The sequence below is a fragment of the Ancylobacter polymorphus genome, assembly GCF_030813495.1.
Lineage (GTDB): Bacteria > Pseudomonadota > Alphaproteobacteria > Rhizobiales > Xanthobacteraceae > Ancylobacter > Ancylobacter polymorphus.
In genome coordinates, this window is the sequence record NZ_JAUSUI010000010.1 from 130,803 (window position 1) to 147,628 (window position 16,826).

The window sequence follows — 16,826 nt, forward strand, 5'->3', positions numbered from 1 at the left end:
TCGCCAATATGCCCTGGAGGTTATGTTTTACGCGCAACAAGTCATTTTACATAACCGTTCTTCGAGTCCTATGAAAGACGCAACGCCGCGCAAACGCGGCCCCAGGGAAACGCATCCATGGCCTTCGCGCGGATCGGCGACCAGCTGCTGCATTACCGGCTCGACGGGCCGGCGGAGGCCCGCGTGCTGGTGTTCGCCAATTCGCTCGGCACCGATCTGCGCATCTGGGACGCGGTCGCCGCCGGGCTCGACGGCCGCTACCGCCTGCTCACCTATGACAAGCGCGGCCACGGGCTTTCCGGCGCGCCGCCGGGCCCCTACCCGCTCGACGCCCATACCGGCGACCTCATCGGCCTCCTCGACCAGCTCGGCATCGAGCGCTTCGGCCTCGTCGGCATCTCGGTCGGCGGCATGATCGCTCAGGCGCTCGCCGCCCGCGCGCCGGAGCGGGTCGAGGCGCTGGTGCTGGCCGACACCGCGGCGCGGATCGGCACGCCGGAGATGTGGAACGCCCGCATCGCCGCCGTCGAGGCCGGCGGGCTCGGCGCCATCGCCGACGCGGTGATGCAGCGCTGGTTCAGCCCGTCCTTCATCGCCGAGCGGCCGGTCGAGCTCGACGGCTGGCGCAACCTCCTGCTGCGCACCCCGGTCGAGGGCTATGCCGGCACCTGCGCCGCCATCCGCGACGCCGATCTCTCCGCCGCCGTCGCCACCATCGCCCGGCGCACCCTGGTCGTCGCCGGCGCGGACGACCAGTCGACCCCGCCGGCCCTGGTCGCGGCGACCGCGGCGCTTCTGCCGGACGGCGCCTTCGTCACCATACCGGGCGCCGGCCATCTGCCGCCGATCGAGCAGCCGGCGGCCTTCACCCATCTGCTGCAGCGCTATTTCGCGGAGGTCGGCTTTGCCTGACAGGTCGGAACGTTACGTCACGGGGATGGCGGTGCGCCGCGCGGTGCTGGGCGACGCCCATGTCGACCGCGCCAGTCTCGCCATCACCGCCTTCGACGAGGATTTCCAGACCTTCATCACCGAATCCGCCTGGGGTTCGGTGTGGGCAAGGCCGGACTTCACCCCGCGCGAGCGCTCCATCCTCACCATCGCCCTGCTCGCCGCGCTCGGCCATGACGAGGAAGTGGCGATGCATGTGCGGGCGACGCGCAACACCGGCGCCACCGCCGGGGACCTGCGCGAGGCGATGCTGCACGTCGCCGTCTATGCCGGGGTGCCGGCGGCCAACCACGCGATCAAGATCATCAAGCAGACCCTGGCCAGCATGGAGACCGGGGCGGCGGCCTGAGCCTTCGGGAGCGGGCGAGGAGGAGCACGACATGAGGAACAGCATCGGCGACCAGCGGCCCTTCTACCCGCGCGACCGCGCCTTGCATCCGCCGGCCTTCACCCCGAACTACAAGAGCACGGTGCTGCGCGCGCCGCAGCAGGCGCTGCTCTCGCTGGAGAGCTCGCTCTCCGAGCGCACCGGCCCGGCGTTCGGCCACGGCCTCATCGGCGCGCTCGACAACGACCTGATCCGCAACTACGGCCATGGCGGCGAGGCGATCGGCCAGCGCATCGTCGTCTACGGGCGGGTGCTGGACGAGGACGGGCGGCCGCAGGCCGGCACGCTGGTCGAGTTCTGGCAGGCCAATGCCGGCGGGCGCTACCGCCACAAGAAGGAAGGCTACCAGGCGGCGCTCGATCCGAATTTTGGCGGCTGCGGGCGCACCCTCACCGATCAGGACGGCGTCTACTCCTTCCGCACCGTGAAGCCCGGCGCCTATCCCTGGCCGAACGGCGTCAATGACTGGCGCCCGGCGCACATCCATTTCTCGCTGTTCGGCCACGCCTTCGCGCAGCGGCTGATCACCCAGATGTATTTCGAGGGCGACCCGATGATCCGGCAATGCCCGATCGTGCGCACCATCGCCGACGACGCCGCCATCGAGCAGCTCACCGCCCGGCTCGACCGCCAGAACACGCTGCCGATGGACGCGCTCGCCTATCGCTTCGACATCGTGCTGCGCGGCCGCCGTTCGACCGTGTTCGAGAACAAGCTGGAGGGCAATTGATGTTGAACCAGCTGCGCCCCTATCGCGAATCCGCCTCGCAGACCGCCGGCCCCTATGTGCATATCGGTTGCACGCCGAACCAGGCGGAGATCACCGGCGTCTGGGCCGAGGACCTCGGCGCCCGCATGCTGCAGCCGCAGACCAAGGGCGAGCGCATCGTCGTCGAGGGCATCGTCTATGACGGCAGCGGCGCGCCGCTGAAGGACGCGGTGATCGAGATCTGGCAAGCCGACGCCGCCGGCCTCTATGCCGGCCCCGGCGAGAGCCGCGGCGCCGCCGACCCCGCCTTCCCCGGCTTCGGCCGCCAGGCGACGGATGGCGACACCGGGCTGTTCCGCTTCGAGACCATCAAGCCCGGCCGCGTGCCCTATGACGACGGGCGGCTGCAGGCGCCGCACATCTCGGTGTGGATCGTCGCGCGCGGCATCAATATCGGGCTCAGCACCCGGCTCTATTTCGCCGACGAGGCCGAGGCCAACGCCGCCGATCCCGTGCTGCTGCGCGTGCTCGATCCGCGCCGGCGCGGCACGCTGATCGCCGCGCCCGCCCCCGGCGCCGAGCCCGGCGTCTATCGCTTCGACATCAGGCTCCAGGGGCCCGACGAGACCGTCTTCTTCGATATCTGAAAGAGCTTCCATGGCCCGTTTCATGCCGCTCGCCGACGCCGTGGCGGACAATCTGCGCAACGGCGACACCACCGCCTTCGAGGGCTTCACCCATCTGATCCCCAATGCCGCCGCCCATGAGGCGATCCGCCAGGGCTTCACCGACCTGACGCTGATCCGCATGACGCCGGACAGCCTGTACGACCAGATGATCGGCATGGGCATGGCGAAGAAGGTGGTGTTCTCCTATGCCGGCAATCCCGGCGTCGGCCTGCTGCGCCGCATGCGCGACGCCATCGAGAACCAGTGGCCGCGCGCCATCGAGACCGAGGAGCACAGCCACGCCGCCATGGCCAATGCCTATGAGGCCGGCGCGGCCGGGCTGCCCTGCGCGGTGTTCCGCGGCTATCGCGGCGCCCAGCTCGCGCAGGTGAACCCGAACATCCGCCAGGTGGCCTGCCCGTTCACCGGCGAGACGCTCGCCGCCGTGCCCTCGATCCGCCCGGACGTCACCTTCATCCACGCCCAGAAGGCCAGCCGGCGCGGCGACGTCTTGGTGGAGGGCATCATCGGCGTGCAGAAGGAGGCGGTATTGGCCGCCAGGCGCGCCGTGGTGACGGTCGAGGAAGTGGTCGACGACTTCGCCGGCGTGCATCCCAATGCCTGCGTGCTGCCGCACTGGACGATCAGCGCCATCGCCGTGGTGCCGGGCGGGGCGCACCCCTCCTATGCCCATGGCTATTACGCGCGCGACAACGCCGCCTATCTCGAATGGGACAAGATCTCCGCCGACCGCGACCTGTTCGCCGCCTGGATGAAGACCAACGTGCTCGACGCCGGGCCGGATGCCTTCGCCCAGCGCGTCGCCGACCTGTGAGGCCCGAGGATGAACAGCTTCACCCCCAATGAGATGATGACCATCGCCGCCGCGCGGGCGCTGTCCAATGAGGATGTGTGCTTCGTCGGCATCGGCGCACCCTCGGCCGCCTGCAACGTCGCGCGGCTGACCCATGCTCCCGGCATCACGCTGATCTATGAGAGCGGCACCATCGGCACCGCGCCCGACGTGCTGCCCCTGTCGATCGGCGACGGCGAATTGTGCGAGACCGCGCTGACCACCGTCTCGGTGCCGGAGATGTTCCGCTACTGGCTGCAGGGCGGGCGCATCACCACCGGCTTCCTCGGCGCGGCGCAGATCGACCGCTTCGGCAACATCAACACCACCGTCATCGGCCCCTATGACAAGCCGAAGGTCCGCCTGCCCGGCGGCGGCGGCGCGCCGGAGATCGCCACCTCCAGCCAGCAGATCTTCATCACCATGAAGCAGTCGACGCGCGGCATGGTGGAGAAGATCGACTTCTATACCTCCTTCGGCCACGGCGATGGCGGCGACCATCGCGCCCGGCTCGGCATCGCCACCAAGGGGCCGGTGCTGCTGGTCACCGACCTCGCGGTCTGGCGGCCGGATCCTGAGACCAAGGAATTCACCGTGGTCTCGCTGCATCCCGGCGTCACCCGCGCCAACGTGCAGGAGACCTGCGGCTGGAAGGTCGCCTATGCGGCGGATGTCGAGGAAACCCCGCCGCCGACCGAGCTCGAGCTCACGACCCTGCGCGACCTCAACGAACGCACCGCCCGCGCCCATGCCGCCGGCAAGGGGAGCTGACCATGGAGCTGACCATGCGGGACGCCTTCATCTGCGCCTATCTGCGCACCCCGATCGGCCGGTTCGGCGGCGCGCTCTCCACGGTGCGGGCCGACGATCTCGCCGCCGTGCCCTTGAAAGCGCTGATCGAGCGCTTCCCCGCCCTCGACCTCGAAGCGGTCGACGAGGTGGTGCTCGGCTGCGCCAACCAGGCCGGCGAGGACAACCGCAACGTGGCGCGCATGGCGCTGCTGCTCGCCGGCTTCCCGGCCTCGGTGCCGGGCACGACGATCAACCGGCTGTGCGGTTCCGGCCTCGACGCGGTGATCACCGCCGCCCGCGCCATCCGTGCCGGCGAAATGGACCTCGTCATCGCCGGCGGCGTCGAATCCATGTCGCGCGCGCCCTTCGTGATGCCGAAAGCGGAGAGCGCGTTTTCGCGCGCGGCGGAGATCCACGACACCACCATTGGCTGGCGCTTCGTCAACCCGCTGATGCGCCAGCAATATGGCGTCGATTCCATGCCGGAGACCGGCGAGAACGTCGCCGAGGACTTCCAGGTCTCGCGCGCCGACCAGGACGCCTTCGCCCTGCGCTCGCAGCAAAAGGCGGTGGCCGCGCAGGCCAATGGACGGCTGGCCAGGGAGATCGTGCCGGTGAGCGTGCCGGCCCGCAAGGGCGCCGCCGTCATCGTCGACAAGGACGAGCACCCGCGCGCCGACACCAGCCTCGAAGGCCTCGCCAGGCTGCCGACGCCGTTCCGCAAGAACGGCTCGGTGACCGCCGGCAACGCCTCCGGGGTGAATGACGGCGCCGCCGCGCTGATCGTCGCCTCCGCCGCGGCGGTGGAGAAGCACGGCCTCACGCCGATCGCCCGCATCCTCGGCGGCGCGACCGCCGGGGTGCCGCCGCGCATCATGGGCTTCGGCCCGGCGCCGGCGACCCGCAAACTGTGCGCCCGCCTCGGCCTGAAGCCCGGCGATTTCGACGTGATCGAGCTCAACGAGGCCTTCGCCAGCCAGGGCCTCGCGGTATTGCGCGATCTCGGCATCGCCGACGATGCCGGCCACGTCAATCCGAATGGCGGCGCCATCGCGCTCGGCCATCCGCTCGGCATGTCGGGCGCGCGCATCGCCGGCACCGCGGCGCTCGAATTGTCGCTGACCAGCGGGCGCTACGCGCTCGCCACCATGTGCATCGGCGTCGGCCAGGGCATCGCGCTGGCGCTGGAAAAGGCGGCCTGACCATGCAGCCTCGCCGGCCGCTGCTCTCCGCCCTCGCCGGCGACGACGAGATGGAGGCGCTGTTTTCCGACGACGCCGACCTCTCCGCCATGCTGCGCACCGAAAGCGCGCTGGCCGCCGCCGAGGCCGAGGCCGGCCTCATCAGCCCGGCCGCCGCCGCCGCCATCGCGGCCGGCTGCGAGGCCTTCGCGCCGGACTGGGAGCGGCTCGCGGCCGGCATCGCCCGTGACGGCGTGGTGATCCCGGAGTTCGTCCGCCAGCTGCGCGCCGCGGTCGACGCCGAGCATGCTGGCGCGGTGCATCTCGGCGCCACCAGCCAGGACATCATCGACACCAGCCTGGTCTGCCGGCTCAAGCAGGCGGTGGAACTGCTGGACGGCCGCCTCGCCCGGCTCACCGACCTCCTGTGGCAGCTGCGGGCGGTCGATGGCGCGCTGCCGGCCATGGCGCATACCCGCATGCAGCAGGCGCTGCCCTTCACCGCCGGCGACCGCATCGACACCTGGCTGCGCCCGCTCCGGCGTCACCACGACCGGCTGGCCGAGCTGCTCTCCCGCCTCGTCGTGGTGCAGTTCGGCGGCCCGATCGGCACACGCGACGGCCTGTCCGGCCAGGGCGAGGCGGTGGCCGCCGGGCTTGCCGCGCGGCTCGGCCTGGAGCCGGCGCCCTGCTGGCACAGCGCACGCGACGGCCTCGTCGAGTTCGCCGCCTGGCTGGCGCTGGTCTCCGGCACGCTCGGCAAGATCGGCCAGGACATCGCGCTGCTGGCGCAGAACGAGGTCGCCGGGGTGTCGCTCGCCGGCGGCGGCTCGTCCTCCGCCATGCAGCACAAGGTCAACCCGGTCGGCGCCGAGGTACTGGTGGCGCTGGCCCGCTTCAATGCCGGCCTCGCCGGCACGCTGCAGCAGGCGATGGTACATGAGAATGAGCGGTCCGGCGCCGCCTGGACACTCGAATGGCTGGTGCTGCCGCAAATGGCGGTGACCACTGCCGCCGCGCTGCGGATCGCCCTCTCCCTCCTCGGCGGCCTCCGGATGAAGTCAGTTGTCTGAGCCTGCAACCGGACTATTAAGCGCCGGAAGCCAGCATGCCCTGAGTCTCTTATGGCGATTGCTGAGGTTGTAATCTGAGTCCCACAATATCATCGCAGGCCGATAGCCTATACCGCTGCTCATTACCGCCTCTGGTCCAAGCTCCTTCTGATTCTCCTCCCGCTGCAAGAATCCTCCTCACCAGTCGGGTGTATAGCGCAGGTAGGCCGCTGATTTACTTGCCGGTCGATTCAGTTGTCGAAATCCTCGGTACAATCGAGCGCGATTGGAGGGTACCCCGTGCACGGTATCGACTTCAGCTCCTGGCGAAGCCTCTTCATGGTCCTGATCGGCCTCGCACTGTTCACCCTCATCAGCGTCGGTATCTACGTGCTGACGGCATTCACAATCCAGCGGCGACACGAGCGCAGCACCCGCGAAATCAATGAACGCATGCGCGCGCTCATCGCTGCCTACAAGACGCTCAATAGTTCGGACACCGGCACTTTGACCGTCGATTCGACGAATCCGCTCAATCTCCATCGACAAGGTCCGACCGTCGATAGGATGATCGAAATTGAGGGCGCGCTTTCGGACATTATCCTGCTCGGAACCGTAGAGCAGGTTCGCCTCGCGGTGCGGGCCGTGCACGATCTTTTGAACGGGGGTCTTGTCCGTACGAATGAGCTGACGGCGTCGCTCCGCCAGTCGATTCGCGAAGAGCTGAACATCGGTCCGGCACCCTCGAACTGACCATCGGACAGCAATGCCCGGTGCTACTCTCGAACTCGGAAGCATCCGGGAGATCCATGTCCCGAGGGGCGAAAAAGGCGTAATCTGGCCGAGGAGTGAGTAGGCATTGACTTGGTGGCGGGGACGGCTTCGGGCCAGCTTCGCTCGCGGACGACGCGGTCTCATCCGCTTACCGGAAGGTAGACGGCATGCCCGCGGGCAAAATGCCATCCGGTACAAACGATAGGCGACGGGATTACCTATTGTATCACCGGTAGGAGGCCAAAGACGTCGTGACGCGCCGTGGCTAACAGGAGAGCGTCCTTTTAAGACGAGGCATGCATCGTCTTGGCGCTGGTCCAGCGCCCATTCAATCCAGCGTGCCGCTAGCGCCAGGCTCCATCAATGCACGCGTCGCGGGCGGGGAGCACAGCCCGAAGCTCCAGCACCGCCTGGATGCTGGAGCGTTGATCTTTGCCGCAGATCGTTAAAGACCGTTGCCCGCCGTCGCTGCGATCGGCCTGGCCTTTCTCGTCGGCATGGAGATGAACCAGGCCTGCAGAAGAATTGTTCGGGCGTCTTTGGTGATGATCAGTCGAGGACGCAGCCGATATGCGGTCTCACTGAGTGGCAAGCATCGTGCATTTCGCCGGATCGATGGCGATATTGATGCCTTCGCCGACATGCGTTCGCAGAGAGGGATGCGCGCGGGCGAGGAGACTTACCCCGTTGATCTCGACCCGGAAGTCGAGCACCTCGCCGAGAAACACCTTGGCCTCGACGACGCCGGAAAGGCGGTTGAAGCCCTGTTCGGTGGGCGCGCCTTCCGATAAATGCAAATCTTCCGGCCGGATCGACAGCGAGATCGAAGCGCCGGGCGCCGGCCTGCTGCGCGCCTCGACCCGGAGCTGGCCGATCGACGTGTCGACGACGAGTTCCTCGCCCGACATGCCGCGCACCGTGCCGTCAATGAAATTGGTGCTGCCGATGAAGTCGGCGACGAAGCTGGTGGCGGGGCGCTCATAGATATCGCGCGGCGACCCGATCTGCACGATACGGCCCTGATTCATCACTGCGATCTCGTGTGACAGGGCGAGTGCCTCGCTCTGGTCGTGCGTCACATAGATGGTGGTCAGGCCGAGATCGCGCTGGGTGCGCTTCAGCTCGAAGCGCATCTTGTCGCGTAGCTTGGCGTCGAGGTTAGACAGCGGCTCGTCGAGCAGCAGGAGCTGAGGCTCCATCACCAGCGCCCGCGCCAATGCCAGGCGCTGCTGCTGACCGCCGGACAGCTTCGTAGCCTCGCGCTCGGCAAGATGGTCCAGCGAAACCGCTTCAAGGCACGCCATGACCTTGTTGCGGATCTCCGTGGCAGCGGGTCGGTTACGCCGCATCTGCAGCGGAAATGCCGCATTTTCGAACACGTTCATGTGCGGCCAGATGGCGTAGGACTGAAATACCATGCCGAACTGGCGCTGGTTCGGCGGCACGAACACGTTCATGTCGGACGAATAGACCATGCGATTACCGGCGCGGATGGTGCCGGCGCTCGGCCGCTCCAGCCCGGCGATCGAGCGCAGGGTCGTAGTCTTACCGCAGCCGCTCGGGCCGAGCAGGGTGAACAGCTGGCCGGTTGGAACGGAGAATTCCACATCATGCGCGCCGGCGACCTGTTTGCCGCTACCGTCTCGGTAGATCGTGGTCAATTTTTCTACGGATAGCATTGTTTCCTCCCTTTTTGTTTTAGTTTTCGCTGATGCCGAAGCGCTTCGACACCGATTGGACGACCATCAGGAAGCAGAACAGCGCCACGATCATCATCACGCCGAAAGCCGAAAGCTCGACATATTGACCGTTCTGCCAGAACTCCCAGATCATGATCGACAGCACTTCGTTGCCGGGGCTGTAGAGCAGGATCGAGCTCGAAAGTTCGCGCACCGAGACGACGACGATATAGATGAACCCGGCGACCAGGCCCGGCTTCAGGAGCGGGAACACGACGCGGCGGAAGGTGGCGAACCAGGATGCCCCGCTCATGGCAGCCGATTCCTCAAGGTCCTTGTGGATCTGGACCATCGAGGTGCTGTTGTAGCGCATGCCATAGGGCAGGAACTTGGTCACATAGGCGACCATCATGATCCACAACGTGCCGTAAATGCCGATGTCGAAGTGCAGGTAGAAGATCATTGTCGCCAGGCCGAGCACGATGCCGGGAAATACCAGCGGCATCGAGGCCAGGAGATCGAGGAGCCAGCGGCCGGGGATCTTGGTCTTGATGGTAATCCAGCAGATCACCGAGGTCAGCAGCATCACGATGGTCGCGCCGCCGAGCGCCAGCACCGTGCTGTTCCATACCGAGGTGTAGAAGCCCGGATAGTCGAGCACGCGGCCATAGGCGGCGAAACTCAAATTCTTGAGCGCGGCCATGGAGGGTGCGGCATAGTAGCTCTGCAGCGACGCCCAGAACAGCACCAGGAACGGCAATGCCACCACAAGCACGACATATAGGATGAACAGGCCGCCGGTCAGGTAGCGCCAGCGGCCGATGTCGAGCATGCGTGGCCGAAAGCCCTTGCCGGTGACGGTGGAGTAGCGCGAACCCTGGCTGGAGATCCGTGACTGATAGTAGATCGCGACCGAGGTCAGCACCAGCAGCACCGCCGCATAGGCCGAGGCCAGACCGATATTGCTGGGATAGCTCTGCACCGCCTCATAGATCGCAGAGGTGAACACCTGGATACCGACCGGCAAGCCGAGCAGCGCCGGCACCTCAAAGGATTCGATGGCGCGGATGAACAGCACCAGGAACGAGGCGAGGATCGCTGGCCACGCCAGCTTCAGTGTGATGCGGCGCGCGATCTGGAACACCGGCGCGCCGCTCATCATCGCGGATTCCTCGAGCGAGGGGTCCATCGCGCGGAACGCAGCCGTCACCATCAGGAACGCCACAGGCGCATAGTGCAGCCCATCCACCCAGATCATCCCGGGTAGCGAATAGATGTTGAAGACCGGCTGGCTCAGGCCGAACAGATCCTTCAGCACCAGATTGAAGATGCCGATCTGCGGGCTGGCGATCATGATCCACGAGGCGGTGAACAGGATTCCCGGGATCACAAGCGGGATGATCGACATGGCGAAGAAGAGCGACTTGAACGGCGTGTTGGTCCGCTCGTTCACCCAGGCGAAGAAGGTGCCGAGCGCCAGGGCGAACAGGGACGTCCCGAAGGCGAACTGCAGGGAATTGCCCATCAGCCGCAGCGAGTCCGCACTGCCTAGCGCGCGCTCGTAGTTCTCCAGCGTGAAGACCGCCGGCTGGTTCAGCGTCGCGGTGGTCATGAAGCTCTGCCAGACCAGGAAGCAGAGTGGGATCAACGCCAACCACGCCACCACGAGAATGACGGCACCGATCAGGAACCATTTGATCTCGATCGGCCTTTTTACTTGGGTGGCAGTATCGACGACGCTCTCGTCGCCTGCCAAAGACGTTCCAACCATTGGAGATCCCACCCTAAAATGGCCGCTTTTGCGGCTTTCCGTTATGGGCCGTTGTCCGGCCTTGTTCAGATTAAATGACGAAGGCTTCCAGCGTCTCCGGCGCGAAAAGCTCGCGGGCATCGAGCAGACGCTTCGACAGGCCCTGCTCGTAGGAATAGCGCAGGAAGACGTTCAGCGTGTCTTCGTTCTTCTCGAAACCGTTGGGCCAGAAATCCTTGCCCATGTGAGCCTCGGTGTCCTCCAGATGCGCCACCGCCCACGGCAGCATGGTTTTGAGCGCCGCGGTCTGCTGGAGGTCGTGATAGGTCTTGGCCTGCGAGCTCACCAGCGCCTTGTACAGCGACTGCGCGATCCAGCGGTTGCGCTCATACACTTCGCGCCGGATGGCGACGATGTGCATCATCGGGAAGATGCCCGTGCGCGCATAATAGTCGCGCTCGACCGGGACATAGTCCTCGAACAGCCGCCGCACCGGGCCATTCGGGCCGGTATAGCTCGAGGGCTTGCGTGCGGTGTAGAGCGCGTCGATCTCGCCGTCGCGCAGCATGGCCGACAGCGTCTTGCCGGCCGCGATCGGCTCGACCTTGATGCGGTCCGGCAGGTCGAGCTTGAGCTTCTCGGAGCGGTTGGGCTCCTCCTCGCCGCCGGTGTGATAGGTTACGCTCTCGACCGGGACGCCGTATTCGTCGGAGAGCACGCCGCGGATCCAGACCGGCGCCGTCATCTGGTATTCCGGGCAGCCGACCCGCTTGCCGACGAGATCCTTCGGCTCATGGATGCCGGAGTCGGCGTTCACATAGATCGACGAGTGCCGGAAGAAGCGGGACGGGAAGAAGGGAATGGCGATGAACGGCCGTTCCTCCTTGAACAGCGACACCGTATAGGACGACAGCGACATCTCCGAGACGTCGAATTCCCGGTAGCGCAGCATGCGGAAGAAGGTCTCTTCCACGGAGAGGCTGAGGCAGGTCAGCTCAATGCCGTCCGGCTTGACGGAGCCATCCATCAGGGCACGCGTGCGATCGTAGTCCCAGCAGCTCATAGTAAGGCGAAGATCGGCCATCCTTATCGCTTCCTCATGCGTTCTTGTTGTTCGTCATTACCGCTTGCGTTCGTCCAGGCGTGTGGACGAGGCGCCGCAACGTGCAACCTGCCTTGCAGCCGCGCGGCATATCCAAGAGTTTTTTTGCTGGAGAGCACGCAGTTTTTTGTTGTTCTACCTTCAAGCCAGTGCGTGCATGCTGAAACAACTCGGCAAGGTGATACCTCGCGAACCAGAATCCACGACGGACGCCGGACCGACCAGCAACAAGGCACGGAGCCAATGCCGCACGGCATTGCAGAACCCCGGCCGACTAGGGAGAGGATCCATGACACCCAGCCGACGCTCATTCGTGCTCGGAGGTTCGGCGTTGCTCGCGCTAGCGCCGTTCATCGGCCGCGCCCGCGCCGACGCCGCGCTCCTTACCTCGACCGCATCCGACCGCCAGGAGAAGCTCGCGGCGGCGGCGAAGGCCGAGCGGTCAATGACGCTATACACTTCCATCGCCCAAGGCGACGTCCAGCCCCTGGTCAAGCCGTTCGAGGACAAATACGGCATCAAGGTCACGGTCTGGCGGGCGAGCGGCGATACGGTGCTGCAGCGCGTGATCCAGGAGCAGCGCGCGGGCCGCGCAAGCGTCGATGCCATACATGTCAGCGCACCGGAAATGGAGGCGATGGCGCGCGAAGGCGTCTTCCAGCCTGTCGCTTCGCCCTATTTCGCCGACCTGCTGCCAGGCTCGCTGCCCGATCACAAGCTGTGGGCGGGCACGCTGCTCTCGGTGTGGGTGCAGGCCTACAACACCAATCTGATCAAGAAAGACGAGCTGCCGAAATCCTATGCGGACCTGCTCGATCCGAAATGGAAGGGCAAGCTCGGCTTCGAGTTCGAGGACATCGACTGGTTCATCGCCGTTGTTCGGCAGATGGGCGAGGAGGAAGGCCTGAAGTTCTTCCGGCAGCTGGTCGGTACCAACGGGCTGTCGATCCGCAAGGGCCATTCGCTGCTCAACACGCTGGTGGCCGCCGGCGAGGTCCCGCTCGCCCTCACCGTCTACAACTACATGCCGGTGCAGGCGAAGGCGAAGGGCGCGCCGATCGACTGGTTCGTGATCGATTCCGGTATCGCGCGCGCTAACGGCGTCGGCGTGGTTAAGACCGCGCAGAGACCCAACGCGGCCGCCCTGTTCGAGGACTACATGCTGAGTGACGCGCAGAAGACGCTGAGCCAGCTCAACTATGTCCCGACATCAACCAAGGTCGAATCGCCGCTTGGCAACACCAAGATCCTGATCACCAATCCCGCCGACACGCTCGACTTCGCCAGCAAGTGGGAGCCGCTCTACCAGCGCATAATCGTCAAAGGCGTGTCCAACTGAGCCGAGATGAGTGACAACAAGAACGGTCGACGACCTTCGTTCGGCCGTTCTCGTCAGAGTCTAGTGATCGCCAACTCGCCCGAGCGCTTTCGCGCGCCAGTCCTCTGAATGATCGACGGTCGCCAGCAATGGCGAGACCTCATTCTCGGCCAGCCACTAAGCTACAGCCACTTGAGCACCCAGGTCATCCTGACGTGCTCCGGACCCCTGCAGCGACACGCAGCGTGTCGGCACCCGGCTCAGCAGCCATGTCCAGCTTCATTTCGGTACGCTCACCTGTTGGCGCAGGCCGACTGCCTGCCCACTGCGGGCAGATCGGAGGGCGGCGTTGCAGACTTCGAGATTGGCCAGGCCCCAGCGCCCGTCATGCACGGTAATGGCGAGGCCCCGGATCGCGTCGTGGAATTCGGCGGCCACCAGATCGTGCGGCGTGCATGTGGTCTCCAGCGCGATCTCCTCGCGCCCATCGGGGCGGTAGACGATGATGCCGCCCGGCGACTGGCGCAGGTCGCCCCGCTCGCAGCTCACCACGGTCAGGCCGAAATGCGGCTGAAACGGCGCCCCGCTGCGATCCGCCTTCTTCACCCGTTCGCGCTTTAGCGCCTGCTCGTCGCGTGCGCCCTGATGCGCCACCGGCTGTGGTACCGGCGCGGGAAAGCCCCATTCGGATACCCCGCCGCACAGTTCCGCGCCCGACAGCCGGCCATAGCCGTTATAGATTGCGGTGGCCGCCGCGCCGTTCTCGAACTCCAGCATCAGGCAATGTGCGCCAATCGTGCTGCGCTCGGGATCGAGATCGAAGGTACGCGCATAGACGTTGCGCAGCATGCCGCCGCCGAGCAGGCGAACGATATCCACCTGATGGGCGCCCTGGCGGAACAGAACGCTGCCGCCCTGGTCCGGATCGAGCTCGGTCAGCCGGCGCGGCCGGTACACCCAGTCGGTGTAGTTCCAAGTGTTGATCATCTTCACCGCTCCGAGGTCGCCCGACGCGATCACGTCGCGCATTCGGCGGATCGGCAGGTCGAAGGAGTGGGAATGTCCGACGAGCAGCACCCGGCCGGCCGCCGCCGCCGCGGCGACCATCGCCTCGGCCTCGTCAAGCGAACTCGCCATCGGCTTCTCAACGATGACGTGCTTGCCGGCCCTGAGGGCGAGCACGGTCTGCTCGGCATGCAAGGGAGTGGGGGTCGCGATGTAGACCGCGTCGAGCCCGGGATGGGCCAGCAACGCTTGAAAGTCGCGATAGGCGGGTACCTCATGGCTAGCGCTGAATGCGGCGCCCGTTACCTCGTCGGGTTCGGCGGCAGCAGCGATCTTCAGGCCCGGGTGGCGAACGAACGCCGGTGCGCAGGACCTTGCTGCCATCCCCAGTCCGGCAATGCCAATACTGATCGATTCCATCATCCCCATGGTCTATTCCGCAGAATCGCGAGCGAACGGCTCGAACACCATTAACAGTTCCCTCGCGATCGGAGAATCGCGGGAGTGCAGGGATTTGCCGGGAGCGGAAGCCGTTTTAGCTCGATGCGTCAGTATGTCGGATCACACCACTTGGCCGACTTGCAGCCGCGGTGTTCAATCATGGTTGATCGTGTCCATTCGTATTCTTTGGACGCGATGCTCTCGCCGCAGCCGCACCGCCGAGCGCAACCGTCTCTCGGCTCCAGCCAAGAAGCGAGGGCGTCCATAGGGTCGCGATTGTCAGTGCCAATGACGCTCCGGCGGAGACGCCAAGGGTTGTCGGCTCGGCAAGTGGGTTTCGCAGAACTTGCTGGAACAGCACGCCAGCTAGAGACAGGGTCGCCCCGCACACGATCGAAACCAGCATGCGCGGAAGAAGACTGTAATGGATGATGAGCTCCGGAATCGAGAGAACGTCGGGAGCAAATAACGCTTCCAGCAGTTCACGCGCCGGCGTCTCGGCGGAAAGATTAGCGATGGAGAAGCAGCTACCAAGCTCTCGAGTGTAGAGCCGCGACGCCACTCCAGTTTCCCCGCCGCTGTTGCAGATCAGACACGCTCCTGATCCGCTAGTGGTGGGTTCGCGTTGCCCGCCATGTCAGCAGCCAGGCCGCGATGAAGCACAGCGTTGCCAGGATTACGGCTGTCGCGCTCCGGTCGACCGGCACCATCACGAATGTCAGAAGACCCACCGCGACCGGCGTGCCCAGCAGGAGGGTGAAGCGTCATTCCGGCTTGAACAGCAGGGCGCAGGCCACATTCGCCGCGGAAAGAACCACGTTGTTCGTCCAATCGAACCAAACAGCCAATCCTCGGCTCCCTCCTCTCAACCGCGATAGATCCCGGGAAAGATGATGTCCTGATCGACAAGGACGTTGAACTTGTAACCGGGTCGGATTTCAAGCGTCGGCTGCACGTCGAGGTTCTTGTTGATGGTTCGCTCCGCGACCCGGCCGAAGGTCTCCGCGAAATTCCGCCGCGCGGCATCCTCGGCGGTGTTGCCGTTGTTGAACGGGTTGTTGTTTTGCGGGACGGCCATGTCGATCCCGGCGCCGATGACGGCGAGAAGGATCGCGGAGCCGAACGTCTTCAGATAGTGGTTGTCGACCTGGTCGTTGAAGCCGCCATAGCCCTCGGCATCGGTCCCGGCCATGCCGCCGATCTGAAGCGTCGAGCCGTTCGGGAAGATGATGTCGGTCCATACGACGAGCACGCGGGACTGGCCGAACGACACCTTGCTGTCATAGCGCCCGAACAGCTTCGTCCCCTGCGGGATGAGCAGGCGGTGCCCGGTCGCGCTGTCGTAGACATTCTGGCTGACCTGCGCGGTGATGCGGCCGGGAAGGTCGGAGTTGATGCCGGTGATGAGCGTCGCCGGGATCACCGAACCGCGCTTGAGCTCGTACAGGGAGCGCTGCGGCACGACCTGGTTGGGAAGGTAGCCGAGCTCCTTGATGTCGGCGTTGAAGAAGTCTTCCTTCGTGCGCTGCGCGTTCGGGTCGAGGTTCTGGCCCGTGAGGCCAGCGCGTAACGCAGCACCATAGAGGTCAGCGGCCGCGCCGGCGCCCGCGGCGCTGGCGCCGCCGGGTTGCGCGCCGGCGGGATCGGTCCGCGCGTTGCTGCGCAGCTTGTCGACGTTGACGGCGATCGGCGAGTCATAGGCCGTGTCGTTGGCCTGCATCCGCGACATGCGTTGCCGCTGGAGCTCGCGATAATACTGCTCGTCGGCCTCTCGCTTGAGCCGCGCCCGCCACACGGCTTCCGGTTCGCCTTCCGTCTGGCGTTCAGGCTGCACGACGGCGGGCTTTGGTGCGGCCGCCGGCTCGGTGCGCTCCGGCGGCGTCGGCTGGAACACCGGCGCCTCCGTGGGCTCGCCGATGATCCCGTCCGAGACCCCGCGCTTCAACTGGTCGGCATAGGTCGACGCCGGCGCGCCTCCGGCCTGCTCGATCGACGGGTTGCGCGAGAAGTACAGTCCGCGGGAGCTCAGCCCGTAAATGATCACGGCGAGGAAGGCGACGACGAGAACGATCGCGATGACGATCGGCAGGCGATTGATCCGCCGGATCTTCGGTTCCGCCGCGTCGCCGCCGAGCTTGAGGGATTGAACCATGCTCCCCTCCC

At 65.7% G+C, this 16,826-nt stretch carries 16 protein-coding genes; 10 read left to right on the forward strand and 6 right to left on the reverse strand.

All coding sequences use genetic code 11. The annotated features are described in order from the left end of the window. Positions 1–117: 117 nt before the first annotated feature. The 9 genes from pcaD (at position 118) to J2S75_RS20060 (ending at position 7,347) form a co-directional block, all read left to right on the forward strand. Positions 118–912 carry a 3-oxoadipate enol-lactonase gene (pcaD, locus tag J2S75_RS20020; protein WP_307022566.1) on the forward strand — a complete coding sequence of 265 codons (795 nt, stop codon included), beginning with the start codon at positions 118–120 and terminating at the stop codon, positions 910–912. A gap of 25 nt (positions 913–937) precedes the next feature. Continuing rightward, entirely contained in the window at positions 938–1,300 is a 363-nt protein-coding gene (gene pcaC / locus J2S75_RS20025; RefSeq protein WP_307022682.1) for a 4-carboxymuconolactone decarboxylase, read from the forward strand. Positions 1,301–1,331: 31 nt separating this feature from the next. Next, positions 1,332–2,069, forward strand: coding sequence for a protocatechuate 3,4-dioxygenase subunit beta (gene pcaH / locus J2S75_RS20030; protein WP_307022568.1), 738 nt, complete (start codon positions 1,332–1,334; stop codon positions 2,067–2,069). Next, a complete protein-coding gene (pcaG, locus tag J2S75_RS20035; protein WP_307022570.1) occupies positions 2,069–2,695 on the forward strand; it encodes a protocatechuate 3,4-dioxygenase subunit alpha in 627 nt (208 codons plus the stop codon). Before pcaH ends, pcaG begins: the two co-directional genes overlap by 1 nt. A 10-nt stretch (positions 2,696–2,705) precedes the next feature. Beyond that, the gene (locus J2S75_RS20040) at positions 2,706–3,551 is read left to right on the forward strand and encodes a CoA transferase subunit A (RefSeq protein WP_307022573.1); all 846 of its coding nucleotides are present in this window, start codon (positions 2,706–2,708) and stop codon (positions 3,549–3,551) included. 9 nt (positions 3,552–3,560) lie between these two features. Beyond that, positions 3,561–4,340: a CoA-transferase subunit beta gene (locus J2S75_RS20045; RefSeq protein WP_307022575.1), complete on the forward strand. Its 780-nt coding sequence runs from the start codon at positions 3,561–3,563 to the stop codon at positions 4,338–4,340. 14 nt (positions 4,341–4,354) lie between these two features. Continuing rightward, on the forward strand, positions 4,355–5,563 hold the full coding sequence (gene pcaF, locus J2S75_RS20050; protein ID WP_307022684.1) for a 3-oxoadipyl-CoA thiolase: 1,209 nt from the start codon (positions 4,355–4,357) through the stop codon (positions 5,561–5,563). 2 nt (positions 5,564–5,565) lie between these two features. Continuing rightward, the gene (locus J2S75_RS20055; protein ID WP_307022577.1) at positions 5,566–6,615 is read left to right on the forward strand and encodes a 3-carboxy-cis,cis-muconate cycloisomerase; all 1,050 of its coding nucleotides are present in this window, start codon (positions 5,566–5,568) and stop codon (positions 6,613–6,615) included. Between the two features lie 279 nt (positions 6,616–6,894). After that, the gene (locus J2S75_RS20060) at positions 6,895–7,347 is read left to right on the forward strand and encodes a hypothetical protein (RefSeq protein WP_307022579.1); all 453 of its coding nucleotides are present in this window, start codon (positions 6,895–6,897) and stop codon (positions 7,345–7,347) included. A 599-nt stretch (positions 7,348–7,946) separates the two neighbouring features. Here J2S75_RS20060 and J2S75_RS20065 read toward each other — a convergent pair. The 3 genes from J2S75_RS20065 to J2S75_RS20075 form a co-directional block, all read right to left on the reverse strand. Next, complete coding sequence (locus J2S75_RS20065) at positions 7,947–9,047, reverse strand: ABC transporter ATP-binding protein (protein ID WP_307022580.1); 1,101 nt, start codon at positions 9,045–9,047, stop codon at positions 7,947–7,949. A gap of 19 nt (positions 9,048–9,066) precedes the next feature. Continuing rightward, complete coding sequence (locus J2S75_RS20070) at positions 9,067–10,818, reverse strand: ABC transporter permease (RefSeq protein WP_307022582.1); 1,752 nt, start codon at positions 10,816–10,818, stop codon at positions 9,067–9,069. Positions 10,819–10,888: 70 nt separating this feature from the next. Then, positions 10,889–11,881 carry a substrate-binding domain-containing protein gene (locus J2S75_RS20075; protein WP_307022584.1) on the reverse strand — a complete coding sequence of 331 codons (993 nt, stop codon included), beginning with the start codon at positions 11,879–11,881 and terminating at the stop codon, positions 10,889–10,891. A 175-nt stretch (positions 11,882–12,056) separates the two neighbouring features. Between J2S75_RS20075 and J2S75_RS20080 the strand changes: the two genes are divergently transcribed. Then, the gene (locus tag J2S75_RS20080) at positions 12,057–13,238 is read left to right on the forward strand and encodes an ABC transporter substrate-binding protein (protein WP_307022586.1); all 1,182 of its coding nucleotides are present in this window, start codon (positions 12,057–12,059) and stop codon (positions 13,236–13,238) included. A gap of 258 nt (positions 13,239–13,496) precedes the next feature. On the opposite strand, the gene J2S75_RS20085 is transcribed toward J2S75_RS20080, so the two are convergent. The 3 genes from J2S75_RS20085 to trbI all read right to left on the reverse strand — a co-directional run bounded on the left by J2S75_RS20085 (position 13,497) and on the right by trbI (position 16,815). Continuing rightward, positions 13,497–14,651, reverse strand: a complete 1,155-nt coding sequence (locus J2S75_RS20085) for a Gfo/Idh/MocA family oxidoreductase (RefSeq protein ID WP_307022588.1) — start codon at positions 14,649–14,651, stop codon at positions 13,497–13,499. Positions 14,652–14,820: 169 nt separating this feature from the next. Further along, positions 14,821–15,225, reverse strand: coding sequence for an iron chelate uptake ABC transporter family permease subunit (locus tag J2S75_RS20090; RefSeq protein ID WP_307022590.1), 405 nt, complete (start codon positions 15,223–15,225; stop codon positions 14,821–14,823). 303 nt (positions 15,226–15,528) lie between these two features. Then, entirely contained in the window at positions 15,529–16,815 is a 1,287-nt protein-coding gene (trbI, locus tag J2S75_RS20095) for an IncP-type conjugal transfer protein TrbI (protein WP_307022592.1), read from the reverse strand. Between the last annotated feature and the right edge of the window lie 11 nt (positions 16,816–16,826).